The 21,448-nt window shown below is 38.2% G+C and carries 16 protein-coding genes and 1 pseudogene; 9 read left to right on the forward strand and 8 right to left on the reverse strand.

The features are described 5' to 3' along the window. Positions 1 to 27: 27 nt before the first annotated feature. The 5 genes from C0J08_RS21080 to C0J08_RS21100 all read left to right on the forward strand — a co-directional run bounded on the left by C0J08_RS21080 (position 28) and on the right by C0J08_RS21100 (position 3,351). A complete protein-coding gene (locus C0J08_RS21080) occupies positions 28 to 1,119 on the forward strand; it encodes a hypothetical protein (RefSeq protein WP_212653837.1) in 1,092 nt (363 codons plus the stop codon). A gap of 52 nt (positions 1,120 to 1,171) precedes the next feature. Beyond that, positions 1,172 to 1,807, forward strand: coding sequence for a hypothetical protein (locus tag C0J08_RS21085; RefSeq protein WP_212653838.1), 636 nt, complete (start codon positions 1,172 to 1,174; stop codon positions 1,805 to 1,807). A gap of 150 nt (positions 1,808 to 1,957) precedes the next feature. Beyond that, the gene (locus tag C0J08_RS21090; protein ID WP_212653839.1) at positions 1,958 to 2,590 is read left to right on the forward strand and encodes a hypothetical protein; all 633 of its coding nucleotides are present in this window, start codon (positions 1,958 to 1,960) and stop codon (positions 2,588 to 2,590) included. 143 nt (positions 2,591 to 2,733) lie between these two features. After that, complete coding sequence (locus C0J08_RS21095; RefSeq protein WP_212653840.1) at positions 2,734 to 2,931, forward strand: hypothetical protein; 198 nt, start codon at positions 2,734 to 2,736, stop codon at positions 2,929 to 2,931. Between the two features lie 252 nt (positions 2,932 to 3,183). Continuing rightward, the gene (locus tag C0J08_RS21100) at positions 3,184 to 3,351 is read left to right on the forward strand and encodes a hypothetical protein (RefSeq protein WP_212653841.1); all 168 of its coding nucleotides are present in this window, start codon (positions 3,184 to 3,186) and stop codon (positions 3,349 to 3,351) included. A gap of 155 nt (positions 3,352 to 3,506) precedes the next feature. On the opposite strand, the gene C0J08_RS21105 is transcribed toward C0J08_RS21100, so the two are convergent. Continuing rightward, positions 3,507 to 3,716 carry a helix-turn-helix domain-containing protein gene (locus C0J08_RS21105; protein WP_212653185.1) on the reverse strand — a complete coding sequence of 70 codons (210 nt, stop codon included), beginning with the start codon at positions 3,714 to 3,716 and terminating at the stop codon, positions 3,507 to 3,509. A gap of 91 nt (positions 3,717 to 3,807) precedes the next feature. On the opposite strand from C0J08_RS21105, the gene C0J08_RS21110 reads away from it, so the two are divergent. From C0J08_RS21110 to C0J08_RS21120, 3 genes are all read left to right on the forward strand, one after another. Next, positions 3,808 to 4,308: a hypothetical protein gene (locus C0J08_RS21110; protein WP_212653842.1), complete on the forward strand. Its 501-nt coding sequence runs from the start codon at positions 3,808 to 3,810 to the stop codon at positions 4,306 to 4,308. Then, positions 4,305 to 5,702 (forward strand): DEAD/DEAH box helicase, encoded by a 1,398-nt coding sequence (locus C0J08_RS21115; protein WP_212653843.1) that lies wholly within the window; start codon positions 4,305 to 4,307, stop codon positions 5,700 to 5,702. The genes C0J08_RS21110 and C0J08_RS21115 overlap by 4 nt, the downstream gene beginning before the upstream one ends. Positions 5,703 to 5,827: 125 nt before the next feature. Further along, the gene (locus tag C0J08_RS21120) at positions 5,828 to 6,097 is read left to right on the forward strand and encodes a hypothetical protein (protein ID WP_212653844.1); all 270 of its coding nucleotides are present in this window, start codon (positions 5,828 to 5,830) and stop codon (positions 6,095 to 6,097) included. A gap of 218 nt (positions 6,098 to 6,315) precedes the next feature. On the opposite strand, the pseudogene C0J08_RS22690 reads toward C0J08_RS21120, so the two are convergent. The 6 genes and pseudogenes from C0J08_RS22690 to C0J08_RS21145 form a co-directional block, all read right to left on the reverse strand. Continuing rightward, positions 6,316 to 6,414 (reverse strand): annotated as a pseudogene (locus tag C0J08_RS22690) (IS5/IS1182 family transposase); the annotation flags it as partial. Positions 6,415 to 6,523: 109 nt separating this feature from the next. Then, entirely contained in the window at positions 6,524 to 8,290 is a 1,767-nt protein-coding gene (locus tag C0J08_RS21125) for a hypothetical protein (RefSeq protein ID WP_212653845.1), read from the reverse strand. Between the two features lie 8 nt (positions 8,291 to 8,298). Next, positions 8,299 to 10,404, reverse strand: coding sequence for a hypothetical protein (locus C0J08_RS21130; protein WP_212653846.1), 2,106 nt, complete (start codon positions 10,402 to 10,404; stop codon positions 8,299 to 8,301). Beyond that, entirely contained in the window at positions 10,394 to 11,554 is a 1,161-nt protein-coding gene (locus C0J08_RS21135; protein WP_212653847.1) for a tyrosine-type recombinase/integrase, read from the reverse strand. Before C0J08_RS21135 ends, C0J08_RS21130 begins: the two co-directional genes overlap by 11 nt. 304 nt (positions 11,555 to 11,858) lie before the next feature. Next, a complete protein-coding gene (gene eruA / locus C0J08_RS21140; RefSeq protein WP_212653848.1) occupies positions 11,859 to 15,914 on the reverse strand; it encodes an NACHT domain-containing antiphage protein EruA in 4,056 nt (1,351 codons plus the stop codon). 676 nt (positions 15,915 to 16,590) lie between these two features. Continuing rightward, complete coding sequence (locus tag C0J08_RS21145) at positions 16,591 to 17,949, reverse strand: MFS transporter (RefSeq protein WP_212653849.1); 1,359 nt, start codon at positions 17,947 to 17,949, stop codon at positions 16,591 to 16,593. Between the two features lie 156 nt (positions 17,950 to 18,105). On the opposite strand from C0J08_RS21145, the gene uvrA reads away from it, so the two are divergent. Further along, a complete protein-coding gene (uvrA, locus tag C0J08_RS21150) occupies positions 18,106 to 20,928 on the forward strand; it encodes an excinuclease ABC subunit UvrA (protein WP_212653850.1) in 2,823 nt (940 codons plus the stop codon). Positions 20,929 to 21,065: 137 nt separating this feature from the next. On the opposite strand, the gene rplQ is transcribed toward uvrA, so the two are convergent. Then, complete coding sequence (rplQ, locus tag C0J08_RS21155; protein ID WP_212653851.1) at positions 21,066 to 21,443, reverse strand: 50S ribosomal protein L17; 378 nt, start codon at positions 21,441 to 21,443, stop codon at positions 21,066 to 21,068. Between the last annotated feature and the right edge of the window lie 5 nt (positions 21,444 to 21,448).

The following is a 21,448-nucleotide window of genomic DNA, read 5'->3' on the forward strand; positions in this document are numbered from 1 at the left end:
ATTCTAGAATTGATATGTGTGGTTAAAATGAAAGGTATCATAAGCGACGCAAAAATCTCAGATTTTAGAGATTTAGTTAATTCTAACTCAAAGTTCGTTTATCAGATCTACAAAGACAAAGGCGGTAAAAACCTCTTTAACCTCGTTTGCTCTTGTATGGATTGGATCAGCGTTTCAGTGCGACACTTAGAGAATGCGCCGGAGCTTGATTCCAACATAGACGTAAAGTGTATGCAGGTCTATTCCCTCATATCATCTATTGACCTAGTCTCAGCGTCAGTAACCCAACTTCATAGAGTTTTTGTGAATGAACAAACAGAACCCTTCAAGGGTGAGAAGAAGAGTTTTGTTAAGCGTCTATTTGAGCATGAAGATGACAACACCTACTTTAAGACGCTAAGAGCCTGCTTTGGAGCTCACCCCGTCTCGTTGAATCAACTTAACTCGAGACGCTTTGCTAGTTGGCCGTTCAAGAGCCATTTAAACAATGCTGATTTAACAGTTCACTTATACAGCAGAGAAATTGGTGAGGAAGACTTAACTCTGAATCTCTACGTAAGTGAGTTGTTGAAATTTCTCACAACTCGCTATGACTATCTTGAAGTGATTGCTGAAACGGTTCAGGGCTTGTTTGAAGAGTATCAGACAGAACTTTCTAAGCAGACTATTGAAAATAAATCTGACCCTCTAGAACAGCTCTACGTTCTAAGAGCTGAATCAGAAAAGCGGTTGGATAATAACTATTACAACGGTGAGATTGACGACCTGATTATGATATTTGAAGCAAGAGTGACTGATGCTACGCTTTTGCATCTGGCTGATTCGTATAAAGAATCACTCTTACCTACGATAGAGGAAATTAAGACCAATCTACAATCAATGAGCATCGTTGATTTGGAAGCTGATTCTGATGTGAAAAGTAGTTCAAACTTTGGTAGAGAGTTAGGTTATGAACTGCCAAAGTTCTATACTTGGATTCATTCGGGTAAATATGATCCGCTTCTCGATTACTACTTTGAAAGATTCAATACCGTTACTAAGGGTAAGTTTAAGTTCAGTCAAGGTGATGACATTAAACTGACTTTTCTTAAAGCAAAACTGATGTTAGCTACGAAATAATACTAAACTGTTTATTATAATAAATTTTATATATAGACAAGGAGAAGTGTATATGGGGTACAATTTTGAAAGTTGGAAAAATAGAATTGCCGAAAGATCAGACCTTACAACCAAACTAATACACCTCACAAAACCCTCAACAATTGATGGTAAGAAAAAAACATCATTAGAAAACCTTCAAAACATCATAACTACAAGACAGATTTTTCCCAGCAATACCTCAAGTGGCTTTATTAATGGAAGCCGAGAAGCTGTCTGCTTCCAAGATGCACCATTATATGCTGCTTGCCAAAACACTTACTTCGAACAGAAAGTTAGAACAGAAACTAAGAGCAAAAAAGTTCGATACATTCCGATAGGAATTATGTTTGATAAGAGCTATGTTTTTAAAAAAGGTGGCAGACCAGTAATATATGAAGAAACGAAGGTAGCCAAAAAATTTCTTCCCGAAACAGAATGGTGGCGAATTGTAAATTTTGACCTGTCTGACGAAGATAAAATAATAGACTGGACTCATGAAAGAGAATGGCGATGCCCTGATCAGTTTAAATTTTCACTAAACCAAGTGAGTTTAATTTTTGTGAAATCAAGTGATTATCAGAAATTTGTTCATTGGGATAACGAACAAAAGACCCCAATTCTACATAAAATTAGAGGCATAACTGTTATGTCTGACTTACTTTTTTAAGTCAAAGGAATGATAGCCAGCTATCTGATAAAACTTCACATTCATAAACAGAACGGACTTAATTAAGTGAATATATTTTGCAGAATAAACAAAACTGAAGTGAACTCAGATCAGCTCAAAGAGCAGATCACTGAGGATCTTTATGCAAAGATGAAAGATAACAAAGTATATGATGAAGAACGCGAAGTAAAAATGCTATCGACTGTTGAGTTCAAAAGTCAAGGTTATGCTTCTTTTTATAATACAACACTTGAAAAAGATAAAAGTGTTCTAACCCTTTCTGTTGCTGGAATTGGGTTCCTAGTGACAATGTTACAAATCTCAGAAAAAGTAACTTTCATTAACCTGAGTTTATTTTTTCTAGCTGCATTCACATTTTTAATATCCATTTTTTGTATCATTACAATTTTTCAAAAAAATGCCAGCTACATTACTAATATGGTAAATGAGCAATGGACAGAAACTGAAAAGCAAGAGAAAGTCTTAGAACGTCTTGATAAAATAGCCATATATTCTTTTATTTCTGCTATTATCTTATCTGTAGCACTCGGATTTTCAATATCAATCAACAAGTTGGAGTTTCAAAATATGTCAGATAAAAAGCATGAACAACTTACAAAAGAAATGGTTACCATTGAGAGTTATAATGGAATGGCTGATATCGGTAAAAGTGTATCAGGAGCATCCCAAATGAACCCATCCTCCTCTCAGGACACTCAAGCTCAGCAACAAGCCCCCAAGCAAACAAATACAGGTTCTGGTGCCTCAGCAATGAAGCCTTAACGTTAGTAAAAAGCCTCGCTACCCCAGCGCTTTGTGCATCTATTAATCTATTCTCAAAAATAGGTGCATGTAGCGTTTATCCAGTAAGTCCAATTTGCGATTACTAAACCTTCTTATATGACTAAAGCAAAAGGAACCATAAAATGAGCGCAAATGAAAAGGATTCTATTTCAGCCAAAATGGTAGATGCCAACCTCGTAGATTTTGACAGTTTTGAGCGCGCGCTAAAAAGACGTAAGACAATCAGTGAACTCGAACTAGGAATTAATAGCTTTGCAGGAGCAGCGTCTTTGGATCCATCAAAGAAAAAACAGCCTAAACAGAACCCTCCCAAAAAATAATGATACATAACTGCTTTAAATAGTATTTTCTGCTATACACTCAACCCTTTGAGCATCTGTTATCAACAATGGGTGCGCATGTAGCGTTTGTCCAGTACGTTCCGTTCTTGCCTGAGTAGCACTTCCCCTATTAACCGGTCGATACACATTTTTGCCTGCAGTCGCGGGCGAGTTTGCGTATGTCGTGTGGCTGGTGAATTTGATGTTATCGTTATCACTGAGGCTTTGATACCAAGTGTGGTAATGGGTTTCATGTCTTATTTAAGAGCTACGCTTTGGCATGCTGTTGATTTGTTACATGGCGTGTTGGGTGATGAGCAAGCGGAGCTCGGTGCCGTTTTGGTGTTATCTAGCAGTACATACCATTCCAACTCGCTGGACGAAAAGTGTTTCCATTCGGCAAGGCTAGTTTCGCCCTAGCGAGTCGCGTGGAACAGTTTCGCATAAAAAAGGTACGCCAATTTGTTGCTTCTTGTTGAAAAAGCTTCAATTAACCATGTCATATGAATAATAGAGAGATAATCATCGAAATCTCACTTAACTTAGAAAGAACATCATAGACAGCAGCTGAATTCTCAATCGGGGATCAGTATTTTCGTCGAGATATCCATCGACGCAGCGATATCCCATAGAGCTTTTAACGTAACATTGACTTCACCTCGCTCTATTCTTCCCATATAACTGCGGTCTATCTTAGATTTTGCCGCTAAAGCTTCTTGAGAGATACCTCGCGCTTTACGTTGACTCCGAATTAGCTCTCCAACCTCTTTTGCTATGTTTCTCATTTTTATATCTCAAAAATGAAATACAATCTCCAATTGCGGACTATAACTCCACGGACTATAATCCGTATTTTGACAAATAGAGATAGTTATTTTGAGATCTAAGCCCATCGCTCACGTTGTCGAAGAGTTCTTCCAAGCACCGGCACAAAAAAAAGCCACTATAAATGACGTGCTCAAACACTATGTTGAAAAATACGGAGAAGACAACCCTATTGAAATGAAAAAAGCACGACATGCTATTTATCTGAAAATTCATCGTTTAGTTAAGTCAGGTGCGTTAGTCGTTGCTTCAAAGAGTGGTAAGAGTACTTATTATGCCAAAGCGAAAATTTTAGATGAAACCAAAACGCAAAAAATTACACCCATTGCCGTTGTAGCGAGTGAGAAAGAAATGCTCTTGAAGCGTAAAGCTGAACTTGAGTATGAACTTGAACTATGTATTGCCGAAGCCCAAGGCTATGAGGAGATGAAGTCCCTATTACCCGCTCAGCTTGATTTGTTGATATCTAAAAAAAGTGAAGCTAAAAAACGAGCGATAACACTAAACGGCTTACTAACTAGCACTCAAACCATATTACTTGCGCTCTCATGAAGAAAATGCAAAACCTCTCACTAAGAACTTGGCAAAAGAGCTGTTTATCTAAAGCTTTAGAAGTCTATCAAAATGGTCAGCAAAACTTTATGTGCGTTGCTGCACCAGGTGCCGGAAAAACAAGATTTTCTGCATCGTTAGCAAAAAGCTTATTAGATGCTGACCACATTGATTTCGTTCTTTGCTTCGCCCCCTCTGTAAGCATACAGAACAGCATTCAAGAAACCTTCAGCAATATATTGAATGATCGCTTTGATGGCCGAATAGGCGCAAAAGGCTTGGTTATTACCTATCAAGGAATCCAATACGCATACCAAGAACTTGCACATGTCATTAAGAACTACCGTGTTCTAATAATCTCTGATGAAATTCATCACTGTGCTTCTGGTGTAAGTAGCACGTCTAATCAATGGGGACAGTTGTTAGTTTCTTTAATATCAGAAGGCAATCCCCTGACTCTAACTTTGAGTGGTACTCCTTGGCGGTCAGACAGTACAAAAATAGCGCTTCAGAGCTATTCTGGAGAGCCTCAAGAGCTTGATACAGACTTTGTGTATGGGTTAGGCGATGCAGTTAGAGATAAGGTTTGTAGGAGACCTAGTTTAATATTGCTCGATAATAGCTCGATTGATGTTAAGGAGGATTCTAAAACACATAAATTTAGTAGTATTCGCCAGGCAATTGAGGCTGAAAAACTAAAATATAGCGAACTACTGACTCATCAAGACTCACTAAGTCAGCTAATGACCTATGCCCATGAGGAACTGATTAGAATTAGAGAAAAACACCCTCGTGCCGCAGGTTTAGTTGTTGCATCATCTATTGATCAAGCGCGGCGGATATCTCAGTTTATTATCACTAACTTTAACGAGAGCTCTATTGTAGTTAGTTATGATCAAATTGATGCTCACGAAAACATCAGAGACTTTCAAAGTTCAGAGATTGACTGGATTGTTTCTATTGGCATGGTAAGTGAAGGCACAGACATCCCACGTTTACAGGTCTGCGCTTATCTGAGCAATGTGAGAACAGAGCTTAACTTTCGCCAAGTGCTTGGACGGATTCTACGGATTAATAAGGAACCGAATGAGTCTTGTTCAATGATAGCGTTTGCTGAGCCAAAGCTAATTGAATATTCAGAACGGATAAACCAAGACCTACCGGAAGATTCGATGAGAATAAAAGTCATCGAAGATCAAGCCCTAATAAAAACAGCGAACTTCAATCAACACACTATAAGCTCGGAAAACAAAGGCTTTATTTCCATGAAAACAACACCTTCAAGCCATACACATACATTTGATAGACTTCATGATATAGCATCAGAAGCTTCATACTCCGTTAAAATGGCTTTATGTAAAGACTCTTACAGGACAACAATTCTATCTTTATAAAGAAAGGAAAGTCCCAAAAAGCTTTAAAACACGAATTCAATACTTTATTGGCATTTATTTAATGTTTAATGTTTAATGTTTTTGAATAAAAAACCAAATCCAATCCACTAAGAGATAGTATACATATGGACACAATGCAGGAACTTTTTGAAAGAATTAAGTCTATTTTAGTTGAACAGCCACATAGTGACTCAAGTACAGTAATTGCTAAAGCTTTAGCATCTGCATGCAACAACTCATATAGCGTTAGCATGCTAGATATCTCAACTAAACTTGATAGTAAAAATAGAAACCTTATTAATTCACTTACACATATTTACTCATTTGAAGATTACAGTAACTCTCTGCAAGATGAAACTCTGCATTGGCTAAGAGAAAAGAAATTTATTAAGTAAATAATTCTTGAGGGTAAGTTGAGATGAGAGTCCCGAGTATTGCTTGAGAATATCCGATCAAGCGCCTTAATATTCTGGAAAGCCCAATGGAAGTCATTAATTTGGCTGGTTTTTCACTTTTCTACCACTAAACAAGATAATTGAACCTTGTTTAGTGGTTTTTAAACAGATTAACCCCTTGCAACTCGTATCAAATGATCAACCCTAAATACATTGACTCAGGCAAACAGCATCGCAAGCATGTTGTCGTTTTTAGCCAGACCACGATTTTCTACTTTCCTAAAACCAAATTGGCATTTGATAATTCGAAATAGGTGTTAGACCTTAACGATAAACAAGCAAAGAAGAGTAGATTTGACATGGGCAGAGCCGAAGGCTTAGCACATGATTGTCTCATGAAAAGTGCTTATACGCTTGTTACCAAGCCTAATAATTTCTGTCATCTGATTTTATATAAAGTTTTGCCTGCTCTATAAACTGTTCCGAACTTTCAACTAAAGATTTATTTTCACTGTGATTCACAACTTTTTGATGAAGCTCTATCCGTTTCTCCCAATATTCGCGACGATTATCATCAATTCCGAAATTTGGACAACCTACACATCGCTTCTCCTCACGCTTGGCATCAGAAAGCTCCCCTTTATCATCAAGGCACCTTGATTCACCTTTTGATTTTGAGGTAATCAAACAATAACCATTAGCATGACTAATAATTTTTAACTCTTCTTGCTTCACCATGCTATCAACAAAATCAGCAATCACTACTGGATCGAGTATTCTTGATTTTGCCTGAATTAGGCGTCCATAGCGTTCAAGAGTATTGCTAGCCCCCCCACTTATTGTTATTTTTTTCTGAAATGAACGATTAAGGATATCAAAGGCCATTGCCTGTTCCACTTCTGGCATGAAATGCCAGATATTCTCATCGTCAGTATATTTTTTAGTAAAAAATAAATTATTATGTTTGAGCATGATGGAAAGCTCCGCCATATCTCCTATTTCATACCTCCACATCCATAGCATCGAGTATGCACGCCTAAACATATGAGGTCTAAGATTTAATTCTTCAAGACCAATTGAATTAGTAAAACACTTAAGAAGATGATAAATACTTGCAGTATGAAGGTAATATGACTTCGTATTACCATTTTTCACAGAATGTTGAAGTGGAGTTTTTAGTAGTATCTTTTTTTCTCCTGATTCCTGTCGTTTGTATTCAGTAATTCGCATGATAACTCTAAATGCATCGATGACTTCTGAAATAACAGCAACTTCGGTTTTTTTACCTGACAAAGATCCTGAGGTCTTCTTTTCTAGACCATAAAGAACGTCAAGTTCTAGATTTAGAAGCTTAGCTATATCATCTGTATCCCTCAAAGCAGCTTCATGTTTACGCTCCGCAGTCAAAAGAAAAGTAATGGTTAAGGCGGCACCATAAAGAATATTAACGTCCATAATCAGTTTTGATGCAGTAATACCAAAGAACTTTGTGAATGTTCTAGAGGGATGACTTTTCTCCCCACCATCTCGTAGCGCCATATAGCTATCAAGCAGTTGTAAGGTTTTATCTGAATTTTTTATAAGTTTTAGAGCTTTATTTAAAACAAAAAATATTTCGCGTGGTAATAGCGTCTCTGTATGTGAATTGCTCTTAGATAATTTTTTAGCATATGTGAAAGGACTTTGATCAATGAAAGGATCAAAGTCTAAAGATTCTTGCAATGATTCTCGCATAGTATAAAGATCAGCTATCGGTAAAAGTAACCCCTCAGTCGTCGATGTTTTAATATTTCGATCTAATAAACATTGTTTGTATGCATCAATATCAGCAATAGAAATATCTTCCAAAAACATGCATCTGCGTTCAATAAATATAAATTTAAAAAAAACTCTTAATGATCTGGCATAACCGACTAGAGAACTAGTTGTGAGTGCTCTCTTTTTGAAATTTTCCATCCTACATATAAGCTGTTCTTTAGCTCGATCCACCCAATATACCCATTGAGGGTCACTTTCCAGAGTGTCATCATAAAACCAATTAACTGTATATTTAGATAATTCATCAGTTTCAATATGCGGCTTAAAGCGCCATGAGGGTTCATTGACACCTGAAATAAGCCAAGAATATTTTGCAGGTTTCTTTTCTGCGTGTTCTAGTGGATGATTAAGGTTTACATGTAAAGACGAGACCATCTTTTTTCCTATGACAAGGGAGGTAAAATAATGTTTTTAGCAAGTTCTCGGGCTTTTTTCTTATCTACACTAGAAACTAAAGCAAGGATATTTCGATATTTTGCTAACCTTGGAGCCCAATAAATATTCCATCTCTCAGGATTTGAAAAAAGAATTTCCTCTTGAGATTCAGATATAGCCTTTTCCCAAGCAATCCACTCAGCAATAATACCTAGATCCTGAAACCAAATTCTTTGTGCATCACAGTTGATCCACTCGTCAACTCCAGATTCTGAGACATCAAACAAATCATTATGCAGAGGTTTTAAATGGGAACCATCGTCTTCAATAAGATTATTTTCAGATGTATTAACCAAATATTGTTGGAAGCTTTTTGTTTTCGTCTTTAAGAGCGATTGTGTTAACACCCTTTCAGTATATCGATGAGTTGTTGAAGCGGATTTATGATTCAACACATGCTGAATACTGGATGAGTTCTCTCCAGTTAAACGTAAGATCAACGTACATGTCGGTCTGAAGTTTTCGCCAACACTACCTTTAATAGTAGTTAAAATTGGATTTTTTTGGGAAGATACATTAATAAAATTACGAACTAGATTAGTAATGGTTGTAGCATCAGCAAGTTTAACGACAATATTTTCCCGACCAGCGTTTGGTGTAAACTGTAACCATAGTGGTGTTTTTTCAAGCCTCAAAAAGCTTTTGCCTTGAGTTCCCAATTCCGAAAGAGTTTGTTTCATTCTTTCTACATGGCGAACACAGGCCGCAATAATAGGATCGCTCGCATCACAATTTTTAATAAGAGGCTCGCTTCGGAATTTATCAAAAAAAGTTACGATCTTTCCTGAATCCTTTGATGGTCTAAAAGAGTTAAGGTATGCATACCGAGCTACAGTATCAACATTAGGACTTAGCTCAATATACGACAGTAAACCAACAATAAATGGTGCAATGGTGTTCGTCGTAGGAAAAAAGGCCGAACGAATTCTTACTCCAGACCATCCCCGATACTTGAAAAAATCTAATAAACCAACAGGCCATGTACTAGATTCAGGCACTAATCTACCATAATGAGAGTATAAAACCTTAATAGCTAAATCGATACTTCGAGGATCTCGCTCATTATCTAAGTGTCTATATGTATCTAAATTTTTATAATACTCTAACTGATTTGATGTTAGTTTATTTATAGTCGATTCAAAAACTTTTTTATAAACTAGATCTGATGATTTCCCTTTAAACAAATCAACAACATTACTCGACTTCCATCCCTTACTACGGAAGAAGCCCTCAATGCCAACAGGCCAAAATCTAACAGACGGTAAGACTCTCCCAAATTTAGAATACAGTATTGAAAAAGCCTCTTCAAAAGTACGCTCTGGAATAGGAAAACTTTTAATGAAGTCTCGTACTTTTTTAAAATTATTGATTTCATCATTCGAAAGGGAGGATATAATTGAGTCGACATGAACCCAATCACTCTCCCACTCTTCAATTTTTATAATTGCTTCTTTATGAAGAAGGTCAATACAACATAAAGATAGCATTAAAGCTTTGGATTCCAAATCCCCAAGGTTAAAAGTTTTAGAAACCTCCTCTAATTCCTCTGGATTAAAATTATTATTATCTTCGACATAAACCCTAGCAATTTCTGAAAATGATTGCTTATTTTTAACCTGTATTTTTGAAGAATCAAATCCCTTCGGGATAATCTGTTTAGGTATAACGTTTGCATTTATTAAATGCATAAAAAAATTTGTTGCAGTTAGAAACTTTTGATATTTAGTATTTAAAGTAATTTCATCATTTTTACTAATTGAATCTTTATATGATTTTAATGAATCCGTATCAACAACTTCTGATGTCATTAGCACATGACGTAAAAATGGTAATATGCTATTGACCGCAGATCTACGATTGCGTTTACCCCGAACATAAAAACTTAGTTCTCTAATAATTTTCTCGGAATCATGCAGGTCCATTAAATCTATAACAGAAATAGTACCTTCCTCATCCCCCAAAAACACTTCAAATCGACCTGTGGGGGATATCGGTAAAATTGAAGCTTTTGGTCTTGAGGTAATTTTACTACGTTGCAATTTTTTATGAGCCATTACTATCCTCAAAAAAACGTCCGACTGCATACGTCTGTAAACTATCAGGGGATTTATGTCGTGTTAGATGCTTAGCAATTTCCTCTACTCTCTGAATTCCTGCAGAATCTAAGCCTTTTAAAATGTCCGTTGTGAATCGGTGTTTTAGTCCGTGCTGCCAAACAAGCTCATCTTTCGTTAAAGCACCGCATTCTACGGCACAACAAAAAGCACTTCTGACCTGATTAGAAAGTGTCCTAGGGTGTAACGCTCGACCGGTTGTACTAGATAAAAAAATACTTGAGGACTCTACGTATACATCTTTTCTCTTTCTATTTCTTTTTCTGTGTGCCTTTACGGTAGATGATCTATCATTCTCTATATAATCCCATGTTCTTTTAACCAACAGTGGACTTATTGGAATTACTTTTGGCTTACTCCCTTTTGAAGTAACAACATTTATAAAAACATTTTCACCGGCGATAGCTGCATTCTCGGCAGTTTTTCTTTCAGGAAGTTGTTCTATATTTAAAGCGCATATTTCGTGAGCCCTCAACCCGAGAGCAGCTCCCCAATCGACCATAAGCTCAAATCGAACTTGCAAATTGTTAGCACCCAGCGTTGTATGCGCTTTAACAATTTCAATCCAATCCATTCGCGGAGCAGTTCGAGGCGCGCTTTTTTCTTTACTAAGGCGCTTAACTAATGGATGAGAAACAACACCATCTTTTTTTGAGGGCAACAGTCTTACCCTACATCGTTCCTCTACTCCAATAAGGTTGTATGAATAACCCTGTGTTTGAGTCCACTCTAGATATGCAATTACAGTACGCAGAACCTGGGCAACATAATTTTTTGTGTTGTCTTTATTTGCTCCAGGCCTGCTCAACAATTCATTGCGGTAACTCTCTAGCCAAGAGTCATCTATCTCATCCCAAGCAAGCCTCTGCTCATCACTGCATCCATTATTATCTACTTCTAATTGAGTTAAGAAATCACATATATGATGAGCATATGTAATGAGAGTTCGCTCAGCACACATTACTCGCAATGAGAGTAGATATTGCAATGAAAGCCGATGAACAGTTAACTCTTCCGACAGGATCACTGGAAACCTACCATGCAGTGATCCATAAAAGTCTACGGAATCAGCGTATCTAATATGAGCCATTTCTAATCACTTCCATACCTTTGATAATCAACCACTATGCATGCCTATTTATCTTATTAAACTAATAAGAAATCTAAAGTTCTTTCAAACATTCTAAATTTTAAATGCTACATGCTAAATGCTAAATGCTAAATGCTAAATGCTAAATGCTAAATGCTAAATGCTAAATGCTAAATGCTAAATGCTAAATGCTAAATGCTAAATGCTAAATGCTAAATGCTAAATGCTAAATGCTAAATGCTAAATGCTAAATGCTAAATGCTAAATGCTAATTATCAATAAAGTTGTACATATAAATCTGAGTTTACATAGGTTTAGATACATCTAGGACAAATACATCAATAAGCCCTTGTAGTTCTATAGGTAGCGTTTTTTCAATACTGGTTTTCAGCTCTTGAACATTATTAATACCATGAAGTTGACGGCCTGCAACTTTCTCGTCTGCACCAAACCAAATAACAAGGTAAATTCCTTGATGTTCAGCATCAGGATGAGTTGAGTAGCGTTCGGCTAGTTGAGTAGAAGCTGCCGTATATAAGTCAATATGCCATTGGCCCTTAGCTTCAATAACAAGTAATCGCCTTTTCCCGTTAATCATCTTAGCGGCAGTTATATCAATCCTATTTTGATTTTGTGTCTGATGTTCTGAAGTAATGATAATGCCTTGAGGATGGAGTATTGTTTGTAGTCGTTCGGCAATGATTTCGACAGAATTTACTTCACCTAATCGAGTGTGATTTCTATTTTTATCTTTTGAATAAAAACGGTTCCTTGAATTAAACTCTCCTCCATTAATATACTTTTGATAGCTTATCAATTCTTGAAGAATTTTTTGACGTAGTCCTTCAACCGTGACCACAGCATTATTATCTAATAAATCAACGATTTCATCAGGCGTTGGGGGCTCAAAATCTCTCAAAGCTTTTTTCCGTAGCTGTTCTGCTTGTATGCTTTTTAACACTGTATGAATATCAGTGAAGCGTGGATCACTTGTTAGTCGATTAAGAACAGAAATTGCTTCATCAGAGCTGTCATTACCAATAGACCAGATGATTTCTGTCAGAAATCGATATGCTGTCTCTCCCGCTGGGCTTCCTGTACCAAAATGGCTAGGCAGATGTGTTTTTGGCCATTTATCAAAGAAGGCTTCGAGCACCATTTCCACCTTGCTAGAGGTTAGCTCTGGCCAATATGAATAATCTCTTCGATTCATTCGGCCTGAATGTTCATTTAACAAAAGTACAGAGTTTTTATTTGGCTTTAACCAATCAAAATATGGTTGTGCTATGTCTAAGTTAAGGAAGTAGAATGCTCGAATAAACCAAAATTTACGTCTTCGTTCAAACTTCTCATCATCTGTGACGGTAGGCCATTTAGACAAAAATTCAGAACAACGAATTTTGATGATATTATTCAGTTCTTCTCGTTTTCCGTAGGTGGCTGCAAGTTCAAAAAGAGAGCTTAGAGCGTTGTGTTCAATTTCAATAAAGCGCTGAAGCCATTCAATTGATAATTTTGCTCGTAAAGAGCTAAATTTTTCGTCATATTCTAAAAAGTAAATTTCTGTATGTGCGCATTTAGGTTGTGCTAATTGAGGCTCAAGGTATTGGCGTAAAAATTGTTCAGAAGATTTAGTATCAGGAAAGATTAAGCGATCAACTTCAGCTTTAAGAGCATCTTTTTCACTTTGATCAACCGCAGAATACCCCATATCTAAATTTGTTCTTAATGCACTTAGTAATGGGTGCTTTACGCCTTTTAAGGTTCCACAGTCACGCATAATTTCAAAGCAAGCCGCAAAAAGAATGGTTTCAACGACTAACCCCTTAGAGGCGCATTGCATCTCAGCAAGTTTTTGTAAGCTGGGTACATGTGGCTCAATAAAATCTAGACAGTTTCTGAGTGCATTTCGAACCAATGTTTCATCACCAAACTCTAGCTCTATATCCTCAGGCCTAAGTAGGACTAGATCTGCAAAACGAGCTAAACAGCTCCAATGTTGGCCACTTTCAACCAGATCACGGTTGTCTTGAACATATTTGATATTTTCCGCATGTAGTAGGGTCTTTTTTCGATTATGACGTTTCATTATTCTGCTATGTTTTGAATTCCATTTTCGATCGTGCGTTTTATCAAAAACAGCATCCAGTCTATTCTGCAAGCTCCATTGCATCATAAATTCATGTTTTTTAGAGGCTTGATTTCGCATATGTTGGCGCAGATAATCAGGTCCTAATTTTTCTTTCGCTCTATGTTTATTATGTCGCTGCATAAAACTCATCCACAATGCGCAGTTATCGTTCTCAAATGCTAAATCAACAATAAACTTATGATCATCAGGAGTTAGGCAAAGACCTGAATGCGAGTAACGCTCACTAAACTTGTTTATCTTGGCTTGGAAAATTTTCTCTCGATCAGTTAGCTTACCAAAAACATGAGCAATAATTTCTTGACGTAAAGCAATGTTTTCTCGAAGCACTTTAACTGAGATGATATCAATAGGATTCACTTGGTATGGAAAATGAAGGTTTTTAATCCATTCCCAGACACGTAACGAATTATAAGGTGGTTCGGCTAATTCGAAATAGCGGTCAAGCATTGAACCGATGATTTTACTTAACCCATTTTTACAATTACATTCATACACTTCTTTCTGACAGGTGCAGACTAAGTTCTTGCTGAATGTATCTAAAAGACATTCTATGGCTCCCAAAGTTAAATCAGCTATCAAGAGCTTTACGAAGTAAGGGCGTTCCCTTGACGAATCAAAGCCATGCATATGATTAGGGTATAGATCAGTGCATTTCAGAAAGAAGGCTTTAAGTTCATCTATGCTAAAAGTGTCAGGGCCAAGTTCCTTGATTACTTTTACTGCTATATGCATAGATGCATGACTGGCTTCAATAATTAAACCTTGTAAGTCTAAACGGAGGTTGTAGTCTTCAACCTCAACCCTTAATAGGCAGTTCATAGCTAATATTCGAACTTCTTTAGTTTCATTCGATGCTAATAATAACTGACGTAACTCTTTGACTAACCATTTTTCAGCATTTGAACCGGCTAAAAGTTCTAGGAGTAAGCACCTTAAGTGTCCATCACTTTTATTAGTGATAATGTATTTAACCTCATCCATTGTTTCTTGTGTAAAAAATCCGGCAACACTGAATTTGCGCCAGAGGTCACTTCTTCGGAAATATGGGTCAAAAGCTTCCATATCCTTCAATTTTGATAAAAGTAATCTTTTTGACGATGGTTCCAGTTGGGAAGGATCGCCATTCGCAAGCACTGCGTATGAATCAAGCTCAATTATGACTTCTTGAATGGCTTTATCACCTAATGTAGCAATCCAACCAAGTAAGCCACGTAATTCATCTCTAACAGTGTTATTTGGAGCAATAATAGGTAAGCATTGAGCGAAAGTTAAAGGGTCTGATGGGGTGGATATACGCTTAATTAAATAGTTCGCCGCACAATATTCAGTAACTATCTTGTGAACAGGTCTATGCTGGTCTGCATTGTCTCCGGGCTTAAAAAGACGAGTTGCTAAGATACCGCTAATATCGACATTATTAGAATTCAGTAATGAACCTGCCAACGGGTACATTCTGTTTTCGCTTGCTTCATTGATCCCAATGCCCTCAGCACCAGAGAGTAAAAGTTTTGCAAAAATTTCTGATGATAGGCTAACTTTTCTGTCATTTGAGAGCGAAGGGTTAGGCTTAGTGATTGTATTAGCTTCCTTTGCTAAATGCACAATAGCTTGAGTAAAAATGGAACGTTTATCTGTAAAATGTTCGTCGCTTTCAACATATGCATCTGCAAACATCTTGAGGAACTGTGGATTTGGAAGGAGTGGTTCCAATGAGAACTTGGTAACTTCAGCTTGAAATTTTAAAAAATCATCTCTATTTGAATGGTGATTATAGATCTTACATTGCTCTGAATCATTAAACTCGTAAAGTCTAGCAACTAAGGGAACATAGCCGATAAACTCCTCGAAAATACTTGTGTCTGAATTGTTCCACTCACTGGATCTACTTGAAATGATTACTTTTGTTGGTTCCGACTTTTTAACATTAGAAAGTAGTTTATAAATAGCACTTTTATCAACCTTGGCCAACTCATCAAATGCATCGATAATCAGAGGTGTATCAACTTGATCTGCTCCCATATAACTAAATACACTTGCGGTTACCTCTCTGACACCTAGTTGTTTAGCTAGATTTTTCAAAAGCTCTGTTTTACCTGCCCCGGGTTCAGCCAAAATCACAATGTAATTGGAAGCACCTAGTAAGTCAGTTTCTGAGTATGTTATATCACCATTAAAGAGCTTGCGTTCTAGGTAAAAGGATTGGTCCATAGAATAAAATACGCTCTTTTAGATAGTTATTAAGTTAGCCTGCTAAAAAGAAAGGTCTAAAGTGTAAGCTACAAGAGTTTCTAAAATGTCGCTGTTACCATAATCACTGATTGGTTAAAGCTGGTCAATGAAAAGAAGAAAGAGCCAAATTTCGGAATATACGATCAAGTAGTGTCAGTTCACTCAACTTTCTTTACTTCAGAAAATTAGATATCTTCTGCTTCTATTAATGTGTTTACTTGTAGGGAAACGGCTTAAATTAATTGAGTCTTAAGAATGGAGTCGTCAGCTTTGGCGATAGCTTACTTTTCTGCGAGATCTAAAATTATCTGTTCGTCCGAGTATTTTTATTAAGACTTAAGCCACGATCTATCTCTTATTGCATCCGCAGGTAATGGATACGGTGGCAATTGATGTACGATGAGTCTCTGCCTCTTGAATGTGCTTAGTTATGTAATTCTCTTCGTTGCAAGTTAGATGGTTTGAGGTTTAAAACATCAAAACCAGAACGCCTAAGACTTGATTAAAGGCACCTGTTTAAAAAATCAGCATCTAATTTCATCACTTACTTAATGTATAGTGCGTGTATAGTTTTTCAATGATGATTAAAGATTACTTTATTTATTCCACGTGCCATGACGTTCTTCTCCAACTAAAAGATAGAATAGTGTTTTGATTAAAGACGCACTTGCGGTGCCAGATGCACCAGAGCCTCTTTGTCTAATATTTTTTTATCGATTTTCAGATAAGCAGTTTGCTCATCTTTAAAAATTTGCATACCTTCCACTCCTTGGATTTCAGCAAGTTGATCCGCCAACTTTGATACATCTTCATCTGTCATATTAGGTAGACTAAACGCCAAACTGCTTAACTGGCGAGGTGCAGGCTGAGCAGCGCAAACTAAAGACCACGCCAAAAACACCACACCGACAACCCAAAAGACACCACCGTTTGTATGGTGTTGGAGCAACCATCCACCACCAACACCACCCAAAAATGATCCCATAAATTGATGGGTAGAAAATACCCCCATCGCGGTTCCACGATAACCTACTGGCGCCAACTTACTAATCAAAGAAGGTAATAAGGCTTCCAATGAGTTAAAACCTACAAAATAGACCCACAACAACGCCCCAAATACCCAAAGATAAGGAGCCCATTGCAAAAAGATCGAGCTTAAACCAAGCAAAATCATCACAGCGATGAGCACGCTTTTGATCTTGCCTTTTGATTCAGCAATGATGACTAATGGTAGCATACCAACGAAAGCAAAACCCATGATCGCCAAGTACAACCAACTATGCTGCGATAACGGTAAATTGAATTGTTGAATCAACTCATTTGGCACAGTCACAAATAAGGCGGTTAAGCTGGCATGCAACAACAAAACGCTTACATTCAAAAAACGCAACTTTGAATCCTTCAACACTAAACCTAAGGCTAAAATGCTGGGTGTCGTATCACGTCGAAATGTATGCTGGACGATATTAGGCACCGCAAAAATGATCAAGCCAATACCGAGTAAAGATAACGCAAAAGATAGATAGAACAGGCCGGACAACCCTATCAAAGCAAAAATCCAAGGCCCCAATACCAAAGACAGCATGAAAGAAGCGCCAATACTCACTCCCACTAGAGCCATGGCTTTAGTACGGTTCTGCTCTCTAGTCACATCACTCAACAACGCCATCAAGGTACTAGCAATGGCTCCTGCGCCCTGAACAGCGCGCCCAACAATTAAGGTATTGATATCGCTCGCATTGGCACAAATTAAGCTACCTACAGCAAACAACAACAAGCCAATGATAATAACGCGCTTACGGCCAATTTTATCTGACCACATCCCCATCGGGATCTGTAAACTCGCTTGGGTTAAACCATAAATACCGATGGCGGTGCCAATCAAAGCTGCATCAGCGCCTATTAACCCATCCGCAGCAACACTGATTACTGGCATAATGAGAAATAAGCCCAACATTCTAAATAAATAAATCAGTGCTAAAGCAAGAACTGAACGACGTTCGAGTAGATCCATAAAGAGGTTTCAACCGCTTAACTTAGGTGGTTAAGAAAAAAGATCGCAATTTTACAAAAAATACCGTTGAAGCTCCATTTCAACTACTGTAAAAATAGACAGTTATTTCATTTACTAGCAGATTTTTTCTGTTGATCGACTTCACATTGGAGACTCATGGATACCATAACCATACGCGGGGCCCGCACTCACAATTTAAAAAATGTGAATTTAGACATCCCAAGAGACAAGCTTGTCGTGATTACAGGCCTATCCGGCTCAGGTAAATCGTCACTTGCTTTTGACACATTGTATGCGGAAGGCCAACGTCGCTATGTAGAATCTCTCTCAACATACGCTAGACAATTTTTATCTATGATGGAAAAGCCGGACATAGATCACATCGAAGGGTTATCGCCTGCTATTTCCATTGAGCAAAAATCCACATCTCACAACCCAAGATCAACAGTGGGTACAATAACAGAAATCTACGATTATCTGCGATTGTTATTTGCTCGAGCAGGACAACCACGTTGCCCAGATCACGGTGAACCATTAGAGGCGCAAACCATATCACAAATGGTCGATAAAGTTATATCGCTACCAGAAGAAACCAAAATGATGCTTCTCGCCCCGATAGTGAAAGATCGCAAAGGCGAACACCTACATACCATTAGCGATTTACTGTCAAAAGGGTTCATTCGGGCACGAATCGATGGCCTTGTCGTCGATTTAGACGATGCACCAGCATTAGAAAAAAACAAAAAACATACCATCGAAGTCGTTATTGATCGCTTTAAAGTCCGCTCGGACCTCCAATTGCGCTTAGCTGAGTCTTTTGACACTTGCCTTGGTTTATCCGACGGCATTGCAAAAGTCATCAACATGGACGATGAAAAAGAAGAGTATATTTTCTCCAGCAAATTCGCCTGTCCAGTCTGCGGATATAGCTTAACGGAATTAGAGCCTCGTCTCTTTTCATTTAACAACCCCAATGGCGCATGTCAAACTTGCGATGGTCTTGGCACACACCAAATGTTTGACCCAGAAAGAATTATTCAAGATGAAACCTTAACGCTTGCTGAGGGCGCAATTCGAGGCTGGGGCAGACGCAGCATCTTTTATTATCAGCAGCTTAGCGCTTTGGCAAAGCACTACGGTTTTGATATTGAATCTAAATATAAAGACATCCCTGATGAATTCAAAAAGCGCATTTTACACGGCTCGGGAAAAGACAAGATAGACTTTGTTTATATTAATGAACGTGGCGATAAAATGACACGCTCTCATGCATTTGAAGGTGTTATACCAAACTTACAACGTCGGTATCATGAAACAGAATCTGATAGTGTTCGCGATGACCTTTCACAATACATAAGCATTCAGCCTTGCCCTGACTGCCATGGATCCCGTCTTAATAGATCGGCTCGTAACGTATTTATTGCTGAACAAACACTGCCAGAGGTGGTGACTTATCCAATTGCCAAATGTCTAGAATACTTTGAAACTCTAGAGCTACCTGGCGCTCGCGGCGAAATCGCTTCAAAGATTCTAAAAGAAATTCGTGATCGTCTAACGTTCCTAGTGAATGTTGGTCTAGATTATTTAACCTTAGACCGTAAAGCAGACTCTCTTTCTGGTGGGGAAGCTCAGCGAATTCGTCTTGCCAGCCAGATTGGCGCGGGCTTAGTGGGCGTCATGTATATTCTTGATGAACCTTCCATTGGATTACATCAACGTGATAACGAAAGATTAATAGCAACACTGACCAGACTAAGAGATCTAGGCAATACCGTCATTGTGGTTGAGCATGACGAAGATGCTATTCGAGTAGCTGATTTTGTTGTCGATATTGGTCCAGGCGCAGGCGTACATGGCGGTCAAATTATTGCTAGCGGAACACCGCAAGACATCATGAATTGCGAAGAATCCATTACTGGACAATTCCTAACTGGCAAACGAAAAATTGACATACCAAGTATTCGCCACCCAGCAAAAGATAAACAGTACCTAAAACTTATCGGTGCTACCGGCAACAATCTAAATACCGTTGACCTTCACATTCCTGTTGGCGTAATGACCTGCATTACAGGCGTATCAGGTTCCGGTAAATCGACATTAATAAATGGCACCCTGTACCCATTAGCCGCAACCGCTCTAAATGGAGCAACCACATTAAAAGCTGCACCGCATGATCGCATTGAAGGCTTAGATTTATTCGACAAATGCGTAGATATTGATCAGAGCCCTATTGGACGAACACCAAGATCAAACCCAGCGACCTATACTGGTATCTTTACCCCAATGAGAGAGCTGTTTTCAGCGACGCAAGAATCACGCTCCCGTGGCTATAAACCAGGACGATTCAGCTTTAACGTAAAAGGTGGCCGCTGTGAGGCCTGTCAAGGTGACGGCGTCATCAAAGTTGAAATGCATTTTTTGCCAGACATCTATGTCCCATGCGATACCTGCAAGGGTAAGCGTTACAATCGTGAAACTCTCGAAATAACTTACAAGGGTAAAAACATTCACGAATGCCTTGAAATGACCATCGAAGATGCACGAGAGTTCTTTGATCCCGTTCCATCAATTGCCCGAAAATTACAAACCCTAATTGATGTGGGTTTAGGCTATATTCGTCTGGGACAAGCAGCCACGACACTCTCAGGTGGCGAAGCTCAGCGGGTTAAGTTAGCAAAAGAACTATCTAAGCGAGACACAGGTACAACACTGTATATTCTTGATGAGCCAACAACAGGCCTGCATTTTTCCGATATCGAACAACTACTCAAGGTTCTTCACAGATTAAGGGATCATGGCAATACTGTGGTCGTTATTGAGCATAACCTTGATGTGATAAAAACGGCGGACTGGATAGTCGATTTAGGGCCCGAAGGGGGTAGTGGAGGAGGTTATATAATTGCCGAAGGTACTCCTGAAGATATCGCAGAATCAAAACAATCCCATACAGGTCGCTTCTTAAAACAAATTTTTAATTGAGTAGATGGTAAAACAACAAAAACACTTTAGAGACGACACCTTCCTAAAGTGTTTTTTTATAACTGAATATCAGATTAATTCTGCACAAAAAAAGCCGAGCTAATATATTAGCTCGGCTTTTTTATAACAAACTGATATTACTCAGCGGCTTCTGTAACTGGACGATCGACCAATTCAACATAAGCCATAGGTGCATTGTCACCTGCACGGAAGCCACATTTCAAAATGCGAACATATCCACCAGGACGAGCTTGGTAACGAGGACCAAGTTCAGAAAACAATTTACCTACTGCATCTTTACTACGAGTACGAGCAAAGGCTAGGCGACGATTCGCAACAGAATCAACTTTCGCCAATGTGATCAAAGGCTCAGCAACACGACGCAATTCTTTCGCTTTCGGCAACGTAGTTTTAATAACTTCGTGTTCGAACAAAGAAGCAGCCATGTTTTTAAACATCGCTTTACGATGTGAGCTAGTACGGTTTAAGTGACGTCCACTCTTACGATGACGCATTTTAC

The sequence above is a fragment of the Marinomonas sp. CT5 genome (genome assembly GCF_018336975.1).
GTDB lineage: Bacteria > Pseudomonadota > Gammaproteobacteria > Pseudomonadales > Marinomonadaceae > Marinomonas.